The 18,586-nt window shown below is 67.2% G+C and carries 18 protein-coding genes; 5 read left to right on the forward strand and 13 right to left on the reverse strand.

Annotation, left to right across the window (positions count from 1 at the left end; translation table 11 throughout):
- Nucleotides 1-11 precede the first annotated feature (11 nt).
- Entirely contained in the window at nucleotides 12-1,367 is a 1,356-nt protein-coding gene (hemN, locus tag ACE3Q6_RS17125; protein ID WP_374435067.1) for an oxygen-independent coproporphyrinogen III oxidase, read from the reverse strand.
- Between the two features lie 64 nt (nucleotides 1,368-1,431).
- On the opposite strand from hemN, the gene fnrL reads away from it, so the two are divergent.
- Both fnrL and ACE3Q6_RS17135 read left to right on the forward strand, forming a co-directional pair.
- Nucleotides 1,432-2,169 carry a transcriptional regulator FnrL gene (fnrL, locus tag ACE3Q6_RS17130; protein WP_374435070.1) on the forward strand — a complete coding sequence of 246 codons (738 nt, stop codon included), beginning with the start codon at nucleotides 1,432-1,434 and terminating at the stop codon, nucleotides 2,167-2,169.
- A 123-nt stretch (nucleotides 2,170-2,292) separates the two neighbouring features.
- Entirely contained in the window at nucleotides 2,293-3,192 is a 900-nt protein-coding gene (locus ACE3Q6_RS17135; RefSeq protein WP_374435073.1) for a PhzF family phenazine biosynthesis protein, read from the forward strand.
- Nucleotides 3,193-3,201: 9 nt separating this feature from the next.
- On the opposite strand, the gene ACE3Q6_RS17140 is transcribed toward ACE3Q6_RS17135, so the two are convergent.
- The 7 genes from ACE3Q6_RS17140 to hspQ all read right to left on the reverse strand — a co-directional run bounded on the left by ACE3Q6_RS17140 (nucleotide 3,202) and on the right by hspQ (nucleotide 8,276).
- Nucleotides 3,202-3,870, reverse strand: coding sequence for an RluA family pseudouridine synthase (locus ACE3Q6_RS17140; RefSeq protein ID WP_374435075.1), 669 nt, complete (start codon nucleotides 3,868-3,870; stop codon nucleotides 3,202-3,204).
- The gene (locus ACE3Q6_RS17145; protein WP_374435077.1) at nucleotides 3,863-4,753 is read right to left on the reverse strand and encodes a homocysteine S-methyltransferase family protein; all 891 of its coding nucleotides are present in this window, start codon (nucleotides 4,751-4,753) and stop codon (nucleotides 3,863-3,865) included. Before ACE3Q6_RS17145 ends, ACE3Q6_RS17140 begins: the two co-directional genes overlap by 8 nt.
- 99 nt (nucleotides 4,754-4,852) lie before the next feature.
- Nucleotides 4,853-5,329: a GAF domain-containing protein gene (locus ACE3Q6_RS17150; RefSeq protein ID WP_374435079.1), complete on the reverse strand. Its 477-nt coding sequence runs from the start codon at nucleotides 5,327-5,329 to the stop codon at nucleotides 4,853-4,855.
- Nucleotides 5,319-6,893: a gamma-glutamyltransferase family protein gene (locus ACE3Q6_RS17155; RefSeq protein ID WP_374435082.1), complete on the reverse strand. Its 1,575-nt coding sequence runs from the start codon at nucleotides 6,891-6,893 to the stop codon at nucleotides 5,319-5,321. Before ACE3Q6_RS17155 ends, ACE3Q6_RS17150 begins: the two co-directional genes overlap by 11 nt.
- Before the next feature lie 208 nt (nucleotides 6,894-7,101).
- Entirely contained in the window at nucleotides 7,102-7,554 is a 453-nt protein-coding gene (locus tag ACE3Q6_RS17160) for an ATP-binding protein (protein WP_374435084.1), read from the reverse strand.
- Nucleotides 7,538-7,879, reverse strand: a complete 342-nt coding sequence (locus ACE3Q6_RS17165) for an STAS domain-containing protein (protein ID WP_374435087.1) — start codon at nucleotides 7,877-7,879, stop codon at nucleotides 7,538-7,540. Before ACE3Q6_RS17165 ends, ACE3Q6_RS17160 begins: the two co-directional genes overlap by 17 nt.
- Nucleotides 7,880-7,949: 70 nt before the next feature.
- On the reverse strand, nucleotides 7,950-8,276 hold the full coding sequence (hspQ, locus tag ACE3Q6_RS17170; RefSeq protein ID WP_137109145.1) for a heat shock protein HspQ: 327 nt from the start codon (nucleotides 8,274-8,276) through the stop codon (nucleotides 7,950-7,952).
- A gap of 200 nt (nucleotides 8,277-8,476) precedes the next feature.
- Between hspQ and ACE3Q6_RS17175 the strand changes: the two genes are divergently transcribed.
- Nucleotides 8,477-9,058: a lytic transglycosylase gene (locus ACE3Q6_RS17175; protein WP_374435088.1), complete on the forward strand. Its 582-nt coding sequence runs from the start codon at nucleotides 8,477-8,479 to the stop codon at nucleotides 9,056-9,058.
- 27 nt (nucleotides 9,059-9,085) lie between these two features.
- Here the strand turns inward: ACE3Q6_RS17175 and ACE3Q6_RS17180 are convergent, their stop codons facing one another.
- Nucleotides 9,086-9,685: an outer membrane lipoprotein carrier protein LolA gene (locus tag ACE3Q6_RS17180; protein WP_374435090.1), complete on the reverse strand. Its 600-nt coding sequence runs from the start codon at nucleotides 9,683-9,685 to the stop codon at nucleotides 9,086-9,088.
- A gap of 260 nt (nucleotides 9,686-9,945) precedes the next feature.
- On the opposite strand from ACE3Q6_RS17180, the gene ACE3Q6_RS17185 reads away from it, so the two are divergent.
- Both ACE3Q6_RS17185 and ACE3Q6_RS17190 read left to right on the forward strand, forming a co-directional pair.
- The gene (locus tag ACE3Q6_RS17185) at nucleotides 9,946-11,250 is read left to right on the forward strand and encodes a D-amino acid dehydrogenase (RefSeq protein WP_374435210.1); all 1,305 of its coding nucleotides are present in this window, start codon (nucleotides 9,946-9,948) and stop codon (nucleotides 11,248-11,250) included.
- Between the two features lie 135 nt (nucleotides 11,251-11,385).
- Nucleotides 11,386-12,213: an acyltransferase family protein gene (locus ACE3Q6_RS17190; RefSeq protein ID WP_374435093.1), complete on the forward strand. Its 828-nt coding sequence runs from the start codon at nucleotides 11,386-11,388 to the stop codon at nucleotides 12,211-12,213.
- A 7-nt stretch (nucleotides 12,214-12,220) separates the two neighbouring features.
- Here ACE3Q6_RS17190 and ACE3Q6_RS17195 read toward each other — a convergent pair whose 3' ends face one another.
- The 4 genes from ACE3Q6_RS17195 to ACE3Q6_RS17210 form a co-directional block, all read right to left on the reverse strand.
- Nucleotides 12,221-13,627 carry a serine/threonine-protein kinase gene (locus ACE3Q6_RS17195; RefSeq protein WP_374435095.1) on the reverse strand — a complete coding sequence of 469 codons (1,407 nt, stop codon included), beginning with the start codon at nucleotides 13,625-13,627 and terminating at the stop codon, nucleotides 12,221-12,223.
- Nucleotides 13,628-13,834: 207 nt separating this feature from the next.
- Nucleotides 13,835-16,804 (reverse strand): DNA translocase FtsK 4TM domain-containing protein, encoded by a 2,970-nt coding sequence (locus ACE3Q6_RS17200; protein ID WP_374435098.1) that lies wholly within the window; start codon nucleotides 16,802-16,804, stop codon nucleotides 13,835-13,837.
- 7 nt (nucleotides 16,805-16,811) lie between these two features.
- On the reverse strand, nucleotides 16,812-17,990 hold the full coding sequence (locus ACE3Q6_RS17205; RefSeq protein WP_374435099.1) for an aminotransferase class I/II-fold pyridoxal phosphate-dependent enzyme: 1,179 nt from the start codon (nucleotides 17,988-17,990) through the stop codon (nucleotides 16,812-16,814).
- Nucleotides 17,991-18,158: 168 nt separating this feature from the next.
- Nucleotides 18,159-18,584: a cyclopropane-fatty-acyl-phospholipid synthase family protein gene (locus tag ACE3Q6_RS17210; protein WP_374435102.1), complete on the reverse strand. Its 426-nt coding sequence runs from the start codon at nucleotides 18,582-18,584 to the stop codon at nucleotides 18,159-18,161.
- Nucleotides 18,585-18,586: the final 2 nt, after the last annotated feature.

Raw genomic sequence — 18,586 nt, forward strand, 5'->3', positions numbered from 1 at the left:
TTCCGGCGCCCTCAGATCGCCGAGGAGTGCTTGGCCTTCGCGCTGTCGTAGGCGTCAAAAGCCCGTGCGATCATCCGCGTCAGGGGCCGCGCGCGTTCGGGGATAAGGAACCCCTCTTCGGTCACCCGCACCATGTCGCCGAATTCCTCGGCTGCGCGCTGGAAAAGCGCCTCGATCCGGGCGGGCGTGACGTCAAAGTCGCGCAGAAGCTCGGCGCGCGAGACGAAGAAGTCGCACATCAGCGCCTCGATGATCCGGGCGCGCAGGGTGTCTTCGCCGGTGAAAGCGTGCCCCCGGTGGGTCGAGAACTGCCCCTCCCGGATCGCCTTGGTATGCGCCGCCGTGGCCGAGGCATTCTGGGCGAAACCCTGCGGAAAGCGGCTGATCGACGAGGCCCCCAGCCCGATCAGAACCGGCGCCGTGTCGTCGGTATAGCCCTGAAAGTTCCGCCGCAACGTTCCGGCCTTCAGCGCCCTGGCCATCCCGTCCTCGGGCTTGGCAAAATGGTCGATTCCCACCTCAACATAGCCGTCCCACAGGAACAGCTGCCGCGCGGTCTCGAAGAGCGACAGGCGTTCCTCGGGCGTCGGCATCGCGTCCGAGGGGATCATCTGCTGCCGCCGGCTCATCCACGGCACATGGGCATAGCCGTAAAGCGCCACGCGGTCAGGGGACAGTGTCAGAAGCTTCTGCACCGAATCGGAAATACGCGGGCCGGTCTGGAACGGCAGGCCGTACAGGATGTCGGCGTTCAGACTTGCCACCCCCCGTGCCCGGATCCGCTCGGCCACGTCGCGGGTCAGCTGGTAGCTCTGCTCGCGCCCGATCGCCTTCTGGATCAGGGGGTCGAAGTCCTGCACCCCGATCGAGGCGCGGTTCATCCCCGCTGCCGCCAGTGCGTCCAGCCGAGCATCGTCGATCTCGTTCGGGTCGATCTCGACCGAGAACTCACCGTCCTCTGCCAACGGGACCACGTCGAAGATCGTCCCTGCAAGGTCCCGCATCAGGTCGCCCGAAAGCAGCGTCGGCGTGCCCCCGCCCCAGTGCAGCCGCGACAGCCGCACGCCCCGCGGAAGATGGGCACGCAACAGCGCGATTTCGGCCTTCAGCGTCTCGACATAGGCGATGACAGGCTCGTCCGAGGTGGTGCCCTGCGTCCGGCAGGCGCAGAACCAGCACAATCTCCGGCAGAAAGGGACGTGAATGTACAACGAAACTGCGCTACCCTCGGGTATCGCCTCGATCCATCGGGCGAAATCCGACGGTCCTATGTTCGACCCGAAGTGCGGGGCCGTCGGGTAAGACGTGTAGCGCGGGACGCGTGCGTCGAATAGCCCGAGGCGGGCGAGTTGCGGGTCGTGTGTCATGTCGGTTAGGCTATGGGCAGTGTCAGGGTGAATCCTTGACCCAGATCAAGAGACGGAAAGACGAATGCACGATCACTCGGTCCACGTTCAGTGTGGCGACTGCCCGATCCGCCACCGGGCGGTCTGCGCGCGCTGCGAGACGGACGAGCTTTCGAAGCTGGAGCAGATCAAGTACTACCGCAGCTTCCAGGCCGGTCAGACGATCATCTGGTCGGGCGACCGGATGGAGTTCGTGGGTTCGGTGGTCAGCGGGATCGCCTCGCTGACCCAGACGATGGAGGATGGCCGCCGCCAGATGGTGGGCCTTCTGTTGCCGTCCGATTTCGTTGGCCGCCCCGGCCGCCCGACCGCCGCTTTCGACGTGACGGCGACCACCGACCTCGTGATGTGCTGCTTCCGCAAGAAGCCCTTCGAAGAGATGATGTCCACCACCCCCCACATCGCCCAGCGGCTTCTGGAGATGATGCTGGACGAACTGGATGCCGCGCGGGAGTGGATGCTGCTTCTGGGCCGGAAGACCGCGCGCGAGAAGATCGCATCGCTGATCTCGATCATCGCCCGGCGCGACGCGGCGCTGCACCTGAGGACGAAGACGGGGGCGCTGGCGGTCGACCTGCCGCTGACGCGCGAGGAGATGGCGGACTACCTGGGCCTGACGCTGGAGACCGTGAGCCGCCAGATCAGCGCGCTGAAGAAGGACGGGGTGATCAGCCTGGAAGGCAACCGGCACGTCCGGATCCCGGACATGGACCGGCTGATGGAAGAGGCGGGCGACGACAGCGACGGCGGGATGCTGGTCTGAGACGGGCGGTGGGCGGATCGCCCACCCTACGCATGTCCACGCAGGACACCCGTACCGCGCCCAGTCAAATCAACGGGTTGATCGTGGACGTTTATGTCCTGGTAACCGTCCGGGGATGCAATGATGCTGAGTTTCCACACTTGCGACGTCTTCACCGACCGGCCTTTCGCGGGCAACCCGCTGGCCATCGTGCTTGGCGCCGACGCCCTGTCGCCCGCGCAGATGCAGGTCATCGCGCGTGAGTTCAACCTGTCCGAGACGATCTTCGTCCAGCGCCCGCGCGATCCGGCGCACACCGCCCGCGTCCGCATCTTCTTCCCGACGGCCGAGATCCCCTTTGCCGGCCACCCGACGATCGGCTGCGCGATCCACCTCGCTCAGGCCGCCGCCTCGCCGGGGGATTTCGACAGTCTGATCACCCTCGAGGAAGAGGCGGGCCTGGTCCCCGTCCGGGTCTGGCGGCGGGGAGGGCGGACCGAGGCCGAGTTCACCGCCCCGGTGCTTCCGCACGCCGTCGCCACGCACACCCCGCCCGACGCCGGGCAGCTTTCGGCCGCGCTGGGGCTGTCGGCGGACGAGATCGGCTTTGGCGCGCATCGCATCGGCCTCTGGCAAGGCGGTCCGCGCTTCCTTTATGCGCCCGTGACCAGCCTGGACACGCTGGGCCGTGCCCGGCCGATGGAACCTGCCTGGTCCAGGGTCACAAGGGCGGCCGGGGTCGACAGCATCTATCTCTACACGCCCGGCGACGGCAGTGACGTCCGCGCCCGCATGTTCTCGCCCGCCGCGGGCATCCCCGAGGATCCGGCCACCGGATCAGCGAGCGCCATCCTTGCGGCGCAGCTTCTGGCCTCGGGCGCGCTGGCTGAAGGGGAGACGCGCCTTGCGCTGCGCCAGGGGGTCGAGATGGGGCGGCCGAGCGAGATCGGGCTGACCGTGATGGTGCGGAACGGCGCGCTTGAAGAGGTGCGCGTGGCAGGCAGCGCGGTGCCGGTATCGTCGGGACAGATCCGGGTTCCCTGAGCGGAGAGCCTAGAACGGCACGGGCGCGGTGAAGCTGACCCAGTCCCCCGTCGTCGGATGATGCAGGGCCAGCGTCTCGGCATGAAGCATTAGGCGGGCATGCTGGTCCCGCGTCTCGGGCGCATAGATCTGGTCGCCCAGGATCGGGTGGCCAAGGCTCAGCATGTGGACGCGCAACTGGTGGCTTCGCCCGGTGTGCGGGGTCAGGCGCACGTGGGTCTCGTCGTCAGTGCGGCCGATCACCTGCCAGTCGGTCACGGCGGGGCGGCCGTGTTCGTGATCGACCTTCTGGCGCGGGCGGTAGTCCCAATCGCTGCCCAACGGCAGGTCGACGGTGCCGCTATCGGGTTCCAGCCGACCCTTCAGCCGGGCGATGTAGGTCTTCTGCGCGCGGCGCTGCTCGAACTCCTGCCCGAGGAAGCCCTGCGCCTGCTTGGTGCGGGCGAAGATGATCACCCCCGAGGTGTCGCAGTCCAGCCGGTGGACGGTCAGCGCATCCCAGCGTGCGGCCTGCAGGCGGGTGACGAGGCAATCCTGCCGGTTTTCCAGCTTGCCCGGCACGGTCAGGAGGCCCGCAGGCTTGTCGACCACGAGGATCGCCTTGTCCTCATAGAGGATCGAGAGCGGCCCGTCGGGCGGGTCGTAGGCGAAATCCGGGATGAGCGAGGGCTTATGCAACCCTGTGCCCTTCGGCGACAAGGCGGGCATGGAGGTGGCGGATATGGGCCGGTCCAACCTCGCAGCAGCCGCCGATCAGCGTGGCACCCTGCGCGACCCATTGCAGCGCGAAGTCGGTGTAGCGTTCGGGGGAAAGGTCGTGGCGGGCGCAGTATTCCGGGGCAGAGGTGCCGTGGGTGTGGGGTGTGATCTCGGAGAAGCCGTTGGCATAGGCGCCGAAGGGAAGGCCCAGGGGTTTGAGGGCGTCAAGCGCCGCGGACATCGCCTCGGGCATCGAGCAGTTGGCGAGGACGGCGTCGGCGGGTGTCTCGTCAAGGACGTCTGCCAGCGCAGCGACCGGTTCGCCGGAGCGCAGCTTGATGCCATCGCGGTCCTGGACCGACACGCTCAGCCAGACCGGACGGTCGGTGGTCCGCGCGCCCTTAAGCGCGCCGCGGGCGAGGTCGAGCGAGGAGATTGTCTCGATCAGGATGAGGTCGACATGCGGGGCGAGAATTTGGGACTTCTCGGCATAGAGCGCGGTCGAGACCTCCACCGGCGGGGTGAGGTCGGGGCGGTAGCTTTCCCCCAGGGGACCCATCGACCCGGCGATGCGGCCGCGTCCGGCGGCGGCGCGGGCCTCATGCGCCTCGGCCAGCGCGCGGAGGTGGAGGGCGTGGTAAAGCGCGTCCAGCCCGTGCGGGATCAGCCGGTCGTGCAGGATGTTGTAGGTGTTCGTCGTGGCCAGGCTGGCCCCGGCGGCGAAGTAATCCTCGTGGATCGCGCGGACCAGGCCGGGGTGGTCGATCATCACCCGCGTGGCCCACAAGGGGCCGGGGTCGGACCCGGCACGGGCGATCAGTTCCTGGCCCATGCCGCCGTCGAGAAGGGTGATGTCCGCCATGATCTGTCCTTTGCGCCCGTGGCCGGCCCCGGAGGGTTTCACACCCTCCGGACCTCCCGTGGGATATTTGCTCAAAGGTGAAAGCGCAACAGGACCGGGTCAGGCCGCGTCGTGGAACACCTCTGCCAGAAGGGGGACGAGCCAGTCTTCGTCGGCCTTGGTGAAGGCCGCAGGCGTGTCGCTGTCGAGGTCGAGGACCCCGAGGAGCTTGCCCTGGCCGTTCCAGACCGGAAGGACGAGTTCCGATTTCGTCGAGGAGGAGCAGGCGATGTGGCCGGGGAAGGCCTCGACGTCCGGGACGTTCTGGATTTCCCCGGTCCGCGCGGCAGCGCCGCAGACCCCGCGGGAGAAGGGGATCACGAGGCAGCCGTGGCCGCCCTGGTAGGGACCGATCTTCAGAAGCTCGGGCGCCACGACGCGGTAGAAGCCGGTCCAGTCGCAAAGGGGATGCGCGTGGTGAATCTCGCAGGCGACGGTGGCCATCAGCGCGACGGTGTCCGTCTCGCCATGAGTGAGGGCGCGGATCGCCTGGCTGATCGCGGGGCGGTCGACGGTCTGGGCGGGGTCAGTAGCCAAGGGCGCAGCCGTCCTTCCGCGGGTCGGAGGCGCCGGTCAGAAGCTCGCCGTCGATCCGGATCGCCTGGCTGCCGCCAAGCGGCGTGTCCGGGATGACGACCTTGTGGCCCATTGCGGCAAGCTCACTGCGGACGGTCTCGCTGTAGCCGCGTTCGACCTCCATCCCGTCGGGACCCGAGAAGCAGCGCGGGGCGTCCATCGCTTCCTGCAGGTCGAGGCCGTAGTCGACGAGGTTCGTCACAAAGCGCGCATGGCCGCAGGGCTGGTAGGCCCCGCCCATGACACCGAAGGGCATCAGGACCTTGCCGTTCTGCTTGATCATGCCCGGGATGATGGTGTGCATCGGGCGCTTGCCCCCGGCGGCCTCGTTCGGGTGGCCTTCCTGCAGGGTGAAGCCGGCGCCGCGGTTCTGGAAGTTGATCCCGAACTTCGACGATGCAAGGCCGGAGCCGAAACCCCAGAAGATCGAATAGATCAAGGACACCGCCATCCGGTCGCGGTCGACGACGGTGATGTAGATCGTGTCGCGGTGGACCGCCTCGGTCAGGGGGGCGGCGGCGGGCATGGCGCGCTTGGGGTCGATCAGGGCGGCAAGCTTGGCGGCCGTCTCTGCCGAGAGCATGTGGTCGAGCCGCTTCGTATGGTCCGGATCGGCGATGAAGCGGTTGCGGGCGTCGTAGGCGAGCTTGGTCGCCTCGGCCTCGATATGGGCGCGCTGGGTTCCGAACGGGTCCATCGACGCAAGGTCGAAGTGCTTGAGGATGTTCAGCAAAAGGATCGCCGTCGCGCCCTGGCCGTTCGGCGGATGCTCGACCAGGTCGATCCCGTGGTAGGGGCCCGAGACCGGGGTGGTGTAGTCGCAGGCGGTGGCGGCAAGGTCGTCCAGCGTGTGCGTGCCGCCAAGCGCTTGCAGCGAGGAGATCATGTCCTCGGCCACCTCGCCCTCATAGAACCCGGCACGGCCCTGCCTGGCGATGCGGCGCAGGACTTCCGCCTGACCGGGGGCGCGGAAGACCTGGCCGACGCTGGGGGCCTTTCCATTCAGCGTGTAGAAATCGCGCGCGGCGCCCTTCAGGCAGGGGAGGTCGTCGGCCCAGTCAAAGGCGACGCGGGGGGCGACGGGGATGCCCTCCTCGGCATAGTGGATCGCAGGGGCGAGGATTTCCTCAAGCGACTTCAGTCCGTAGTCGGCATTCAGGCGGCAGAAGGCGTCGATGGCGCCGGGAAGCGTCACGGCTTCGATGGACTGGATCGGCATGGCGCTCAGGCCCCGCGCGCGCAACTCGGCGGCATTCAGCCCCTTGGGCGAACGGCCGGAGCCGTTCAGCGCTACGATCTCTTCCGACCCGGCGGGCTTCAGAAGCACGAAGCAATCGCCGCCAATCCCGGTCATCTGCGGCTCGGCGATGCCGAGGACCAGAGCGCCGGCGATGGCCGCATCCGCCGCGTTGCCGCCGGATTTCAGCACCTCGATGGCGACCTGGGCCGCGATGGGATGCGAAGTGGCGCAGACGCCGTTCTTGGCATAGACGGCCGAGCGGCCGGGAAGGTGAAGGTCGCGCATCATTCCCCCGAATTCAGAATAGGCCGAAGCTAGGCCGCAGGGTGGGAAAATCCAAGGGAAAAGGCCCCTGACGTCCGGGAGAGGGTGGGACTGGATCCGCACGTCAGGGGGCAGCTGTGGCGCCGCGTGGCCCTTGTCCCGCTGCCCTTCGGCGAAAGCGCGACGCGGCAGTGGCAGGCTTGCGACAAATCGGCAGAATGCGACCGGTCTAGCCGCCGTGCGGCAGAAGAAAGCCAAGCCGGTTGCAAGCTCCGGCGCGGTGATAGGACAGGTCCCGGGTCAGGCTGTGGATCAGGTGCCAGCCGAACCCGCCCTCGGGCAGATCCTCGACCGCGGTGTCGGCGCTGGGCAGGTTCCCGACGGGAACCCGTCCGCCCGGCATGGCAAGGCCCTGGTCCACCACAAGGCAGCGCGTCCCCCCGGGCTCTGCCGTAAGGGTGACGGTCACCGGCCCTGGTCCCGCGGCATAGGCGTGTTCGGCGATGTTGTTCAGCACCTCGGCCAGGACAAGCTCGGCCGTGCCCCGCAGGTCCGGCGCAAGGTCGCCGAGCGGCGGTGCCGCCAGCATCTGCGCCAGCCCGTCACGGACGCCGAAGGGGCTGGCCAGAAAGGTCAGGCGCAGGTCGCCGTCGGCTGGCTGGACGTCACGCGCTGGCTGCATGCGAGACGGCGACATCGACCGAGGGGTGGATCGTGAAGATGCTGTCCATCCGCGTCAGGCGGAAGACCTTCTCGACCGTGGGGGTCAGGCCCGCAAGCTCCAGCGCCCGGTCGGGGGCGAGGTGCTTCTTCACCGCGACGATGGCGCCAAGCCCCGAGGAATCGAGGAACTGGACCCGGGCAAGGTCCAGCACGACCCGCGCGGGTCCGTCCTTGGTGATGTCGCGCATCCGTTCCTTGAACTGGATGGCGGTCGCCGCATCGATCCGGTCGTCGATCACCGACACCGAGATCACCTTGGGCCTGGTCTGAGTCTGCAGTTGCATGATGCACCCCTTCGCTTCGTCTTTCCGAAGCCTAGGGGCAAAGGGTGAACAACTGGTAAGTGGCGTCCGGTCAGTTCAGCTGGAAGGTGACCGGGTAACGCCCATCCTCGAAATCCCCGAAGAGATCGCCCAGATCTGGGTGATCCACCGGCTCGCCGGTTTCATCGGGGACAAGGTTCTGCTCGGACACATAGGCCACGTAGTAGCTTTGGCCGTTTTCGGCGAGCAGGTGATAGAACGGCTGGTCCTTCGAGGGACGGCTGTCTTCGGGGATGTTGTCGTACCATTCCTCGGTGTTGGAGAACATGGCATCCACATCGAAGACGACACCACGGAACGGATGCTTCCGATGACGGAGCACCTGTCCGATATGGTACTTGGCGTGCGTCGTCTGCATGGCACAATCCCCCAGTATTTCTTACGCCTTCGCAGTAAATCTGTCCACTTCGCCGCGCCACCACAGGGGAAACAGTCTGTGGGCCGTGCCCAGACAGTGGGCACCTCGCGGCTTTCTGATGGGCAGGTCCGGCAAACCCCATTTCATCCCCGCTGCGAATAAGCTAAACTTGCCACAAAAGAAAAGTGCACGAGGGGCAGATGAGCAGGTTTCTCCGTGCGTCGCTGGTGGTCCTATGCCTTGCATCCTGCGGGGGCGGTGGCAACTACTCGGCGCCGAGGCAGTTGGACGATGCATGTGCGATCATCCGCGAGCGGCCGCAGTATCTGCGGGCGATGGAGCGGACCGAGCGCCGTTGGGGCATCCCGGTCCATGTGCAGATGGCCACGATCTACCAGGAATCGAAGTTCGTGGGCAACGCGCGGACGCCACACCGCTTTGCGCTGGGCGTGATCCCGATGGGTCGGCAAAGCACCGCCTATGGCTACAGCCAGGCGCTGAACGGCACCTGGGAGGAGTACCAGGACAGCGCGGGCGGCCGCCGGGCCAAGCGCGACGACATCGCGGACGCCACCGATTTCATGGGCTGGTACATGGACGAATCCTCGCGCTCGCTGGGGATCTCCAAGTCCGACGCCGAAGCGCAGTACCTGGCCTATCACGAAGGGCGGACCGGCTATTCCAACCAGTCCTACCTGAACAAGCCCTGGCTCGTGGAAGTGGCGGCGAAGGTCGGGTCGCGGTCCGAGATGTACCGCGAGCAGCTGGCCTACTGCCGCTGAAGGGCGCGGGCGGCCGACCGCCCCGCCTCAGTTGCCGCGCTTGGCCGTTTCGGCCGTGATGTCGAAGAGGCTTGCGCGCATCTGGCCGCCCTTCTTCATCTCGCCAAGGATCACGGTGGTCTGCGCGCCAAGGTCGTCGGTGATGACCCACTGGCGCAGCTCGACGGGGTTGTCGGTGAAGACCAGCTCGATCGTGCCGTATTCCGGGTTCTCCGGGTCCTGCGCGGTCACCCGGGTCGAGGTGCCGTCGTCCGAATGGCCGACCACCATCTTCGCGCGGCCAAGGTCGATGTTGCGGCCCAGGATCAGGTTCAGCGGCGTCCGTTTCAGCGGATACTGTTCGGGCGGCTGGTTCGACTTGGCGTCGAAGATCGCGACCTGCTGGCCACCGGCGATGACCAGGCTGCGGTCCGGCGGCGCGTATTCGAACCGCACGCGGCCGGGACGGTTGATGTAGATCTTTCCCGTCGAGATCGACCCGTCCGAGTTCACCTGGGTAAAGTCCGACTCCACGGTGGTCAGACCGTTCAGATAGTCGGACAGTGCGGCAAGCGAAATCTTCTCGGCGGCCGCAGGAAGCGGCAGCAGGAAGGCGAGCGGGGCCAGAAGGGCGAAGCGACGGTTCATGCACCGAATATAGCGCTGCGCCGCGTCGGATGCACCCCCGGCCCACGGTCTGTTGCAAGGACGTGCCAAGCCTGTGAAACGGGCGTGAAGGAGCAATCCTTGCGGGTGCGGTCCTGGTGCACGTAGAATATTCTGCATAATTCCATGATCGTCGAAGATTGTTCCATCTTGCATCAATCCAGCGCCTATAATCCCCAAGAAATCCCGCTCTTCCCGCCATATCTTCACCTGCATTGCAACGCTGGATCGGGATGGATCAGATGAAGGTCGTGGTGCTGGGCGCGGGCGTGATCGGGGTGACTTCGGCCTGGTATCTGGCCAAGGCCGGGCATGAGGTCACGGTGATCGACCGCCAGCCGGCCGCCGCGCTCGAGACCTCTTTTGCCAACGCGGGCGAGATCAGCCCCGGCTATTCCTCGCCCTGGGCGGCGCCAGGCATCCCGACCAAGGCGCTGAAGTGGATGTTCATGGAGCACGCGCCGCTGATCATCCAGCCGCGCATGGACTGGACGAAGCTGTCGTGGATGGCGCGGATGCTGATGAACTGCACGGCCGAGGCCTATGCGGTGAACAAGTCGCGCATGGTGCGGCTTGCGGAATACTCGCGCGATTGCCTGATGGAGCTGCGGGCCGAGACCGGGATCAAGTACGATGAGCGGACGCAGGGGACGCTGCAGCTCTTCCGCACCGAAAAACAGGTCGCGGCGGCGGAAAAGGACATCGCGGTCCTGAAGGCCGACGGCGTTCCGTTCGAGGTTCTGGATGCTGACGCCTGCGTCGCGGCCGAACCAGGCCTTGCGGCCTCCAAGGGCAAGATCGCCGGCGGCCTGCGCCTGCCGGGGGATGAGACGGGGGACTGCTTCAAGTTCACCCAGTCGCTGGCCGACATGGCCCGCGCCTTGGGCGTGACCTTCCGCCACGGCGTGTCCATCGACCGGCTGGAAGTCTCGATGGGGCGGGTCACCTCGGTCCATACCTCGGAAGGCCGCGTCACGGCGGATGCCTTCGTGGTGGCGCTCGGCTCCTATTCACCGATGCTGGTCAAGGATTTCGGGATCAAGCTGCCGGTCTATCCGGTCAAGGGTTACTCGATCACCGTCCCGATCGTGGACGAGGCCCGCGCCCCGGTGTCGACCGTGATGGACGAGACGCACAAGATCGCCATCACCCGCCTGGGCGACCGCATCCGCGTGGGCGGCATGGCCGAGATCGCCGGCTTCGACATGAGTCTCAAGCCCAAGCGCCAGGCCACCCTGACCCATTCGGTCGAGGACCTGTTCGGCGGGGCGGGGGACCAGTCCCAGGCGAAATTCTGGTGCGGCCTCCGCCCGATGACACCCGATGGCACGCCCATCGTCGGCCGCTCGCCGATCCAGAACCTGTTCCTGAACACCGGCCACGGCACGCTAGGCTGGACGATGGCGGCGGGGTCGGGCCGGGTGCTGGCGGACATCGTCAGCGGGCGAAGGGCCGAGATCGAGGCGGCGGACCTGGGCTATGCCCGCTACCTGCGCGACGGCCACAAGGGCCAGCGCGGTTTGCAGGGCGCACCGGTGCCAGCGTAACGGGGCACCTCAAACTAACCGGGGGTTGCGCCCAGTCGCCGCTGCTCTCGGTTGCGGCGAGCCAGATTAACCACTGGATTGAAACGCAATTTCGGCGCACACTTATGCCCGTGCGTCGCAGCGGGGAATGCAGTCGTGACGGCAGAGCGCAACGCGTTGACCGACTACGGCCAGCTCCTGGCGGCGCTTGGCCTTACGTGGTTCTTTACCCAGGCGCCCGGCAACCGCATTGCCTATCTGTCGGTGCCGTTCCTGCTTGTCCTCCTGACACTGCCCGCGACCGAGACGGTGGCCAGCAAGGCGCGACGGCTTCTGTTGCCGTTCCTTGTCTGGTCGATCATCTTTGCCATCGTCCACGTCGTCTTTGCCGTCAAGACGCATGACGCGCCCTTCGGCTGGTGGGAAAACTACATGATCCTCACGGGCACCTGGGCCCATCTCTGGATCCTGCCCTTCGCTTTCCTTGCCTCGGTCCTGGCCCCCTGGTTCCAGCATCCGATCGCGTCCTTCGGCACCGCCGTGATCTTGGCTCTGCTCATGGCCTTGGAAGGAACCTCGGAGACGGTGCCCTTCGGCCTGTGGAGCTTCGGGATCCTGCCGATCCTGGTCGGGGTCGCCTTCATCGCCTGGGGCTGGCGGCTTGCGCTGGTCACGCTGCTTGTCAGCTCGGCGATCCTGTTCCTGGGCCGGCCGTCGCCCGACAACGTGACGATCCTGGTCGGCACCGGGCTGGCGCTCTTCTGCCTGGCGGTCCGCCTGCCAAGCACGCCGACATCGGACTGGTGCGGCCGGATCTCGACCTGGATCATCCTGTCGCACCCGCTGGCGATCATCATCGGCCAGTCGCTGCGGATCACCTGGGTCGAGCTTGCGCTCTTCTCGGTCGTGGTGGCCGTGATCCTGGCGCTGATCCTGGAAGCATCGACAAGCGGCACGCGGCGCGGACGGCTGGAACTGTCGTGATCCGGGCCTAAAGCCGGAGTCCCTGCTCCACCCGCCGCAACTGCACCCGGGCCAGTCCGGGGTTTGCAGTTTCCCCGTCCATCGCGACGCAGAGGAAGGTCCGCGCCGAATGGGCCAGCGGCCGGATCAGGTGCACCTGGCGGCCAAGCGTCACCACGATGTCCTCGACCCGGTCGTTCACCAGTTCCATTGCCCGGATATGAGCGCGCCCCAGGCCCACGGCGGCAGCCATCAGGGCACCCTGGTCACCGTGGCGGTCCTCTTGCTCTGCCGCCAGCACCTGGCCCGTGGCACCATCCACCAGCCAGGCCCCCAGAAAGCCGCTGACCCGCCGCAGGCCCGAGATGTCGGCCTCGTTGCCGCGCAGGAAGGTACGGCGCGGACGGACCGGCAGCGGGGTCGCCGGGGGAATAGCGGCGCGCACCGGAGCTTCGGTCCCGGCGTCCGTCGGGACCAGCCGGCGCAGAAGCACGACCTTGCGGTCCTTGGCTTCGGGCTGCGGCAGGGCGCGCTGCCATTCGGTCGCGGACTGGAACCGCGCGGCCGGCAGGACGGCCATGGCCCGGTCGATGCTTTCCAGGAAGCCCGCCGGGTAGCCTGCGACCCGCCCCGCCAGGCGACGGACCGGATCGGGGCGCTTTTCCGCCATCGCGGCCAGCCGCGCCTGGCAGTTCTCGGGCGCCCGCCCGGCGATCGCGTGGTAAAGCGAGGCGGCCAGCGAGTAGATGTCGCTCCACGGCCCGGAATTCCCGCTTGCCGCGTACAACTCGTGCGGCGAATACCCGTCCTTCACCACGCTCAGCCCCGAATATTTCTGCGCCTCGCCCTGGGCGCTGCGCCGCGCGGCGCCGAAGTCGATGAGGATCGGCTCGCCCTCGGGCGTCAGGAAGATGTTGTCGGGCGAGATGTCGCAATGAAGCAGGCCCCGCCCGTGGATGTAGGCGATGGCCGAGACCAGCTTGCCCGCGATGGTGACGATCTGATCCGGCGTCAGCGTGGCCTTCCGTTCGTCCACGATCTCCAGCAGGTCATGGCCGCGGATATAGTCCAGTGCCATGTAGGCGGTGTCGTTGTCCTCGAAGACCTGGTGGACGCCGACGATGTTCGGATGCTTCAAGCTGGCCAGCGCGCGGGCCTCGTTCAGGAAGCTTTTCACGATCCTCTGCATCTGGTCGCGCGTCGACAGCGACCGGGCGCGGACCCGGCTTTCGGTGCGGCGGCAGAAGGTTGAGGAGAAGCACTCCTTGATCACCACGTCACGGTCCAGGCTGTCCTTGGCCAGGTAGGTGATTCCGAACCCGCCCGCGTTGATGTAGCGCGTGATCCGGTACTGGCCGTGGAAAAGTGTGGTGCCCGGCAGAAGCTCGTCGCTGCAGGCGGATCGGGTCAAGGTGTCCGAGGTGTCAAAGGCCATTCTCCAGGAGCCCCCACTCCAATGCAACCGGCTCCACCCTTCAGCACCATGTCGATTCTGTGGCGAAAACCGGACACGATTTACAACCTGAGGTTGTGGACAGATTCGGGCCGGATTGAGGCGCAATTGTGTCGGACGCGCCCAAATGTTTAAGGACCCCCCGGAATTCTCCGGTGGGGTCCCTGCAAGGATTAATCCTTGGGCGGTCTAGCGTTCCTCGACCAGGATCTCGCGCTTCCCGACGTGGTTGGCGCGGGTGACGACGCCTTCCTCTTCCATCTGCTCCACCAGGCGCGCGGCCTTGTTGTAGCCGATCCCGAGTTTCCGCTGGATGTAGGAGGTCGAGCACTTCCGGTCCCGCGCCACGATCGCCACGGCCTGGTCGTACAGCGCATCGTCCGAGCCTTCGCCGCCGCCGAGGCCCAGCACCATGTCGATGTCGCCCGCGACCTCGTCCTCCGGCCCTTCGACGACGCCCGACATGTAGACCGGGGGTCCGAAGGATTTGAGGTGGTTGACGATCTCCTCGACTTCCTCGTCCGACACGAACGGCCCGTGGATACGGGTGATCTTCGCGCCGTTGCCCATGTAGAGCATGTCCCCGGCCCCGAGCAGCTGTTCCGCGCCCTGTTCGCCCAGGATGGTGCGGCTGTCGATCTTCGAGGTCACCTGGAAGGAAATCCGCGTCGGGAAGTTGGCCTTGATCGTGCCGGTGATGACGTCGACCGAGGGACGCTGCGTCGCCATGATCAGGTGGATGCCCGAGGCCCGCGCCATCTGCGCAAGGCGCTGGATGCAGGCCTCGATCTCTTTCCCCGCGACCATCATCAGGTCGGCCATCTCGTCCACGATGACGACGATATAAGGGAAGGGCTGCGGCGCGAATTCTTCGGTCTCGAACACCGGATCGCCGGTTTCCTCGTCGAACCCGGTCTGGATCGTGCGCTTGAACATCTCGCCCTTGGACAGCGCCTCGCGGACGCGGCCGTTGTAGCCCTCGATGTTGCGGACGCCCATCTTGGACATCTTGCGATAGCGCTCCTCCATCTCGCCCACGACCCATTTCAGGGCGACGACGGCCTTCTTCGGGTCAGTGACGACGGGGGAGAGGAGATGCGGGATGCCGTCGTAGACGCTGAGTTCCAGCATCTTCGGGTCGATCATGATCAGCCGGCATTCCTCGGGCGTGAGCTTGTAGAGGAGCGACAGGATCATCGTGTTGATCGCGACGGATTTCCCCGAGCCGGTGGTCCCCGCGATCAGGAGGTGGGGCATCTTGGCCAGGTTCGCTACAACGGGCTCGCCGCCGATGTCCTTGCCCAAGGCCAGCGGCAACCGCATCTGGCTGTCGCCGAAATCGCGGGCCGACAGGATCTCGCGCAGGACCACCTTCTCGCGGTGGGCGTTGGGAAGTTCGATTCCGATGACGCTGCGGCCAGGCACGGTGGAGACGCGGGCCGACAGGGCGGACATCGACCGCGCGATGTCGTCGGCCAGACCGATCACCCGGCTGGCCTTCAGGCCTGGCGCGGGCTCCAGCTCGTACATGGTCACGACGGGCCCGGGGCGGACCGCGGTGATCTCGCCCTTCACGCCATAGTCGTCCAGCACCGACTCCAGCATCCGCGCGTTCTCTTCCAGCGCCTCGTCCGAAAGCTGCATCCCCTGGATCTTCACCGGCGCCGACAGAAGCGACAGCGGCGGCAGTTCATAGACCTGCGCCTGTTCCTCGAACCGCAGCGCGGGCTGGCTTTCGGCCATCGCCTGCCGCGAGGGCGCGGGCTTCTTCACCGCGTGCTGCACCACGGCCTTGCGGTCCGGCATGAAGGCCATCGGGCGCGCGGGGGGGAGTTCATCCTCCAGCTCGTCCAGACGGTCCTCGTCAAAGGCGTCCCTGGCCTCCCAATCCGCATCGGCCGTGAGGGCGACCTGGTCCTCGTCCTCCTCCTCGATTTCCCAGGCGCGCTGGGGGGCGGTCACCGGCGGGACCGAGCGGGGCAGGGGGCGGGTATCGGCCATCAGGACGACGGGTCCCTTCGGCCGCATCACCGGCGGCTCCACCCGGGCAGCGGTCGGCAGCGGCGGCGGGGCCACCGGGAAATCGGGGGTGCGCATGACGCGGGTGCGGATCACGTCCGAAATCCGCGCCTTGATCCGGTCCTCGGTCGGCATCGACGCATCCCACGACGGTTCCACCTCGATCAGCTCCGGCTCCGGCTCGGGCTGGGCCTTGCGGCGCAGGCGTTCCAGAAGGCCAAGCTTCTCCTTCACCGGGGCCGGCGCGGGTTCGGGCTCTGCCGCATAACGCGGTTCCGACCGCAGCGAGGCCGGCATCGCCCGTCCCTGCTGCGCGCGCAACGGCTCGGGTGCCATAGCGCCCGTGACCGGCGGCATCACCCGGCGCTGGACGGGCGCATCGCGGCCCATCGCCACGGGCGGCTCATAACGCGACGCGTGGGAGGCATTGGACGCCGCCCGCGCCCGCGCCCGGTCCTGCAGGGCGGCGGCCCCGCTGAGCGCACCGCGCGCGCCATAACCAAGGGCCTGACGCAGCGCCGAATAGCCCAGGATCGACCCGACCAGCAGGAAGCGCTGGATCGCCTTCAACTCTTCCATGTCGAAGCCGGTCACGAACAGCATCATCGCGATCAGGCCCGCGAAGGTCAGAAGCGACAGGAGTTTCAGCCCGAAGCCCGCGCTGCCCGGGATCACCCCCAGAAGCGACCCGGTGACGGTATCGCCGAACAACCCGCCCAGCCCGAAGGTGTGCGTCCAGGCATCCCCCGGCACCAGCGTCGCGCAATGGACGGCGGCGAAGGCCACCGCGATCACCGCAAAGACCACCCGGCCCACGGCGCGCTCGCCGCCGCGATGGATCATGAAGCGGACGCCCCAGGCCGCGAAGATCATCGGGATCGTCCAGGCACCCTTGCCGATCAGGATGATCAGCGTCGAGGCGACCGCTGCGCCGAACCGGCCGAACAGGTTCTGCGCCGGCTCTTCCGTGGCGACCATCCAGCCCGGGTCCTCGGGCGAGTAGCTCCACAGCATCAGCGTGAAGGCGAAGGCCACCAGCACCAGCACCAGCCCCAGAAGCTCGCGCCCCCGGCGTTCCAGCATTGCCTGCGTGCCCTGGTCCAGAAGCGGATCGCGCTGCCGTGCCTGATAGGAAGCCATTCGTCCCTCACCCATAGATGCAGTCGCGGAGCATGGTCAGCCCGCGGTAGGTTTCTTCTTGGGGGGCGACGAGCGCCACCCGGATATAGCCCTTGCCGGGGTTCTGCCCCCCGGCGTCCCGCGAAAGGTAGCCGCCGGGCAGGACCCGCACCCCCGTCTCGCGCCAAAGCTTCAGTGCCGCCTGTTCCCCGTCCTCGACGGGAAGCCACAGGAAGAAGCCGCCACCCGGGGCCTGGTAGCCCTGCAGGCCGGCAAAGATCCGGTCCGCATCGCGGAACTTCGCCTGATACAGCGCGCGGGAGGCATCGACATGGCCCTCATCCTGCCAGCAGGCCTCGGCCACCCGCTGCAGGGGCAGGGGGAGCGGCGCACCGGCGAAGGACCGGAGTTGCCGGATGCGCACCATGCATTCGGGGCCAGCGGCGACGAAGCCCGACCGCAAGCCCGGCAGGTTCGACCGTTTGGAGAGCGAATGGAACACCACCACCCGCTCCGGATCCGCATCCTGCGCCTGGGCCACCTGGAGAAGCCCGGGCGGAGGCGCCTCGCGCCAGATTTCCGAATAGCATTCGTCGGCGAGGATGCGGAAATCGTGCTTCTCGGCCAGGGCCAGAAGGTCCGCGAGATACTCCTTCGACGCCACCGCCCCCTGCGGGTTCGCGGGCGAGCAGATATAGGCCAGCGCCACCCGGTCCAGCACGTCCTTGGGCAGGCTGCCGTAGTCGGGCAGGAAGCCGGTGGCGGCGGTGGCGGGGACATAGACAGGTTCGGCGCCCACGGTCAGAGCCGCGACGGCATAGACCTGATAAAAGGGGTTCGGCATCAGCACGACCGGCTTCTTGCCGTTCTTCACTTCGGGGCAAAGCGCGATGCAGGCGTTGAACAGCCCCTCTCGCGTGCCGTTAAGGACCATCAGCCGATCCTCGGCCACGGTCACCGAGTAGCGGCGGGCAATCCAGGCCGAGATGGCGGCCAGAAGCTCGGGCGTTCCGTCGTTCGGCGGGTAGACGCCAAAACCCGACAGGTTCGCGGCCAGGATCGGCCCCACGAAATCCGGCATCGCATGGCGCGGCTCGCCGATGGTCATGGCGATGGGGGCACCGCCGGGGGCGTGCGCGTCCAGAAGCTTCCGCAGACGCGGAAACGCGTAGTCCGGCAGGTTCGAAAACCGCTCAGGAAATGCCATTGCTGCCTCAAGTCCGGGGTCGTAACGCCCCGTTTTCCGGCACGATAGCGACACGCGCGCGTGAGGTCCACAAAAAACCCTGCACGGTGAGAGGCTTGGGCCGCGGCCTGTGGCTTTTCCGCCGGGTCGGCAGGGCGCGCGAATCGCCCACCCTACGTTGCCGCAGTATCAGGCAGGCAGCGGGATCTCGCGCAGAGGGGTGCCACCGTCGATGAACAGCCGGCCGCCCGGGGTCAGGGCCGCCCGAAGTCGCGCCAGGGCCCGCCCCTCCAGCTCTGGATGCCGCCCATCCAGGGCGCCCACGCGCATGGCAAAAGCAAGGTCGAACGGCGCTTCGCCCGGGTCCAGAACGAAGTCCTCCACCGCCGCCTGCCGGACCTCCATCCGTCCCGCCGCGATCTCTGCCGCGGACCCCGCCCGCGCCTGGGCCACCGCGCTTGCGGACCGGTCGATGGCCAGCACCACCCCCGGCGCGACCCGTGCCGCCACCAGTCGGGCCGCCACCCCCGGACCGCAGCCGATCTCCAGCACTCGAAGTCCCGGCCGCAGGGGAAGGGCCTCGACGAAGTCGCGGATCCGGTCCGAGGCCCCCATCG

Source organism: Tabrizicola sp. (assembly GCF_041913445.1).
Classification (GTDB): Bacteria; Pseudomonadota; Alphaproteobacteria; order Rhodobacterales; family Rhodobacteraceae; genus Tabrizicola.

What these genes read in the sequence shown, in the direction of transcription:
- hemN (WP_374435067.1), bottom strand. Translation starts at nt 1,367, where the DNA reads ATGACACACGACCCGCAACTCGCCCGCCTCGGGCTATTCGACGCACGC.
- fnrL (WP_374435070.1), top strand. Translation starts at nt 1,432, where the DNA reads ATGCACGATCACTCGGTCCACGTTCAGTGTGGCGACTGCCCGATCCGC.
- ACE3Q6_RS17135 (WP_374435073.1), top strand. Translation starts at nt 2,293, where the DNA reads ATGCTGAGTTTCCACACTTGCGACGTCTTCACCGACCGGCCTTTCGCG.
- ACE3Q6_RS17145 (WP_374435077.1), bottom strand. Translation starts at nt 4,753, where the DNA reads ATGGCGGACATCACCCTTCTCGACGGCGGCATGGGCCAGGAACTGATC.
- ACE3Q6_RS17155 (WP_374435082.1), bottom strand. Translation starts at nt 6,893, where the DNA reads ATGCGCGACCTTCACCTTCCCGGCCGCTCGGCCGTCTATGCCAAGAAC.
- ACE3Q6_RS17160 (WP_374435084.1), bottom strand. Translation starts at nt 7,554, where the DNA reads ATGCAGCCAGCGCGTGACGTCCAGCCAGCCGACGGCGACCTGCGCCTG.
- ACE3Q6_RS17165 (WP_374435087.1), bottom strand. Translation starts at nt 7,879, where the DNA reads ATGCAACTGCAGACTCAGACCAGGCCCAAGGTGATCTCGGTGTCGGTG.
- hspQ (WP_137109145.1), bottom strand. Translation starts at nt 8,276, where the DNA reads ATGCAGACGACGCACGCCAAGTACCATATCGGACAGGTGCTCCGTCAT.
- ACE3Q6_RS17175 (WP_374435088.1), top strand. Translation starts at nt 8,477, where the DNA reads ATGAGCAGGTTTCTCCGTGCGTCGCTGGTGGTCCTATGCCTTGCATCC.
- ACE3Q6_RS17180 (WP_374435090.1), bottom strand. Translation starts at nt 9,685, where the DNA reads ATGAACCGTCGCTTCGCCCTTCTGGCCCCGCTCGCCTTCCTGCTGCCG.
- ACE3Q6_RS17185 (WP_374435210.1), top strand. Translation starts at nt 9,946, where the DNA reads ATGAAGGTCGTGGTGCTGGGCGCGGGCGTGATCGGGGTGACTTCGGCC.
- ACE3Q6_RS17195 (WP_374435095.1), bottom strand. Translation starts at nt 13,627, where the DNA reads ATGGCCTTTGACACCTCGGACACCTTGACCCGATCCGCCTGCAGCGAC.
- ACE3Q6_RS17200 (WP_374435098.1), bottom strand. Translation starts at nt 16,804, where the DNA reads ATGGCTTCCTATCAGGCACGGCAGCGCGATCCGCTTCTGGACCAGGGC.
- ACE3Q6_RS17205 (WP_374435099.1), bottom strand. Translation starts at nt 17,990, where the DNA reads ATGGCATTTCCTGAGCGGTTTTCGAACCTGCCGGACTACGCGTTTCCG.
- ACE3Q6_RS17210 (WP_374435102.1), bottom strand. Translation starts at nt 18,584, where the DNA reads ATGGGGGCCTCGGACCGGATCCGCGACTTCGTCGAGGCCCTTCCCCTG.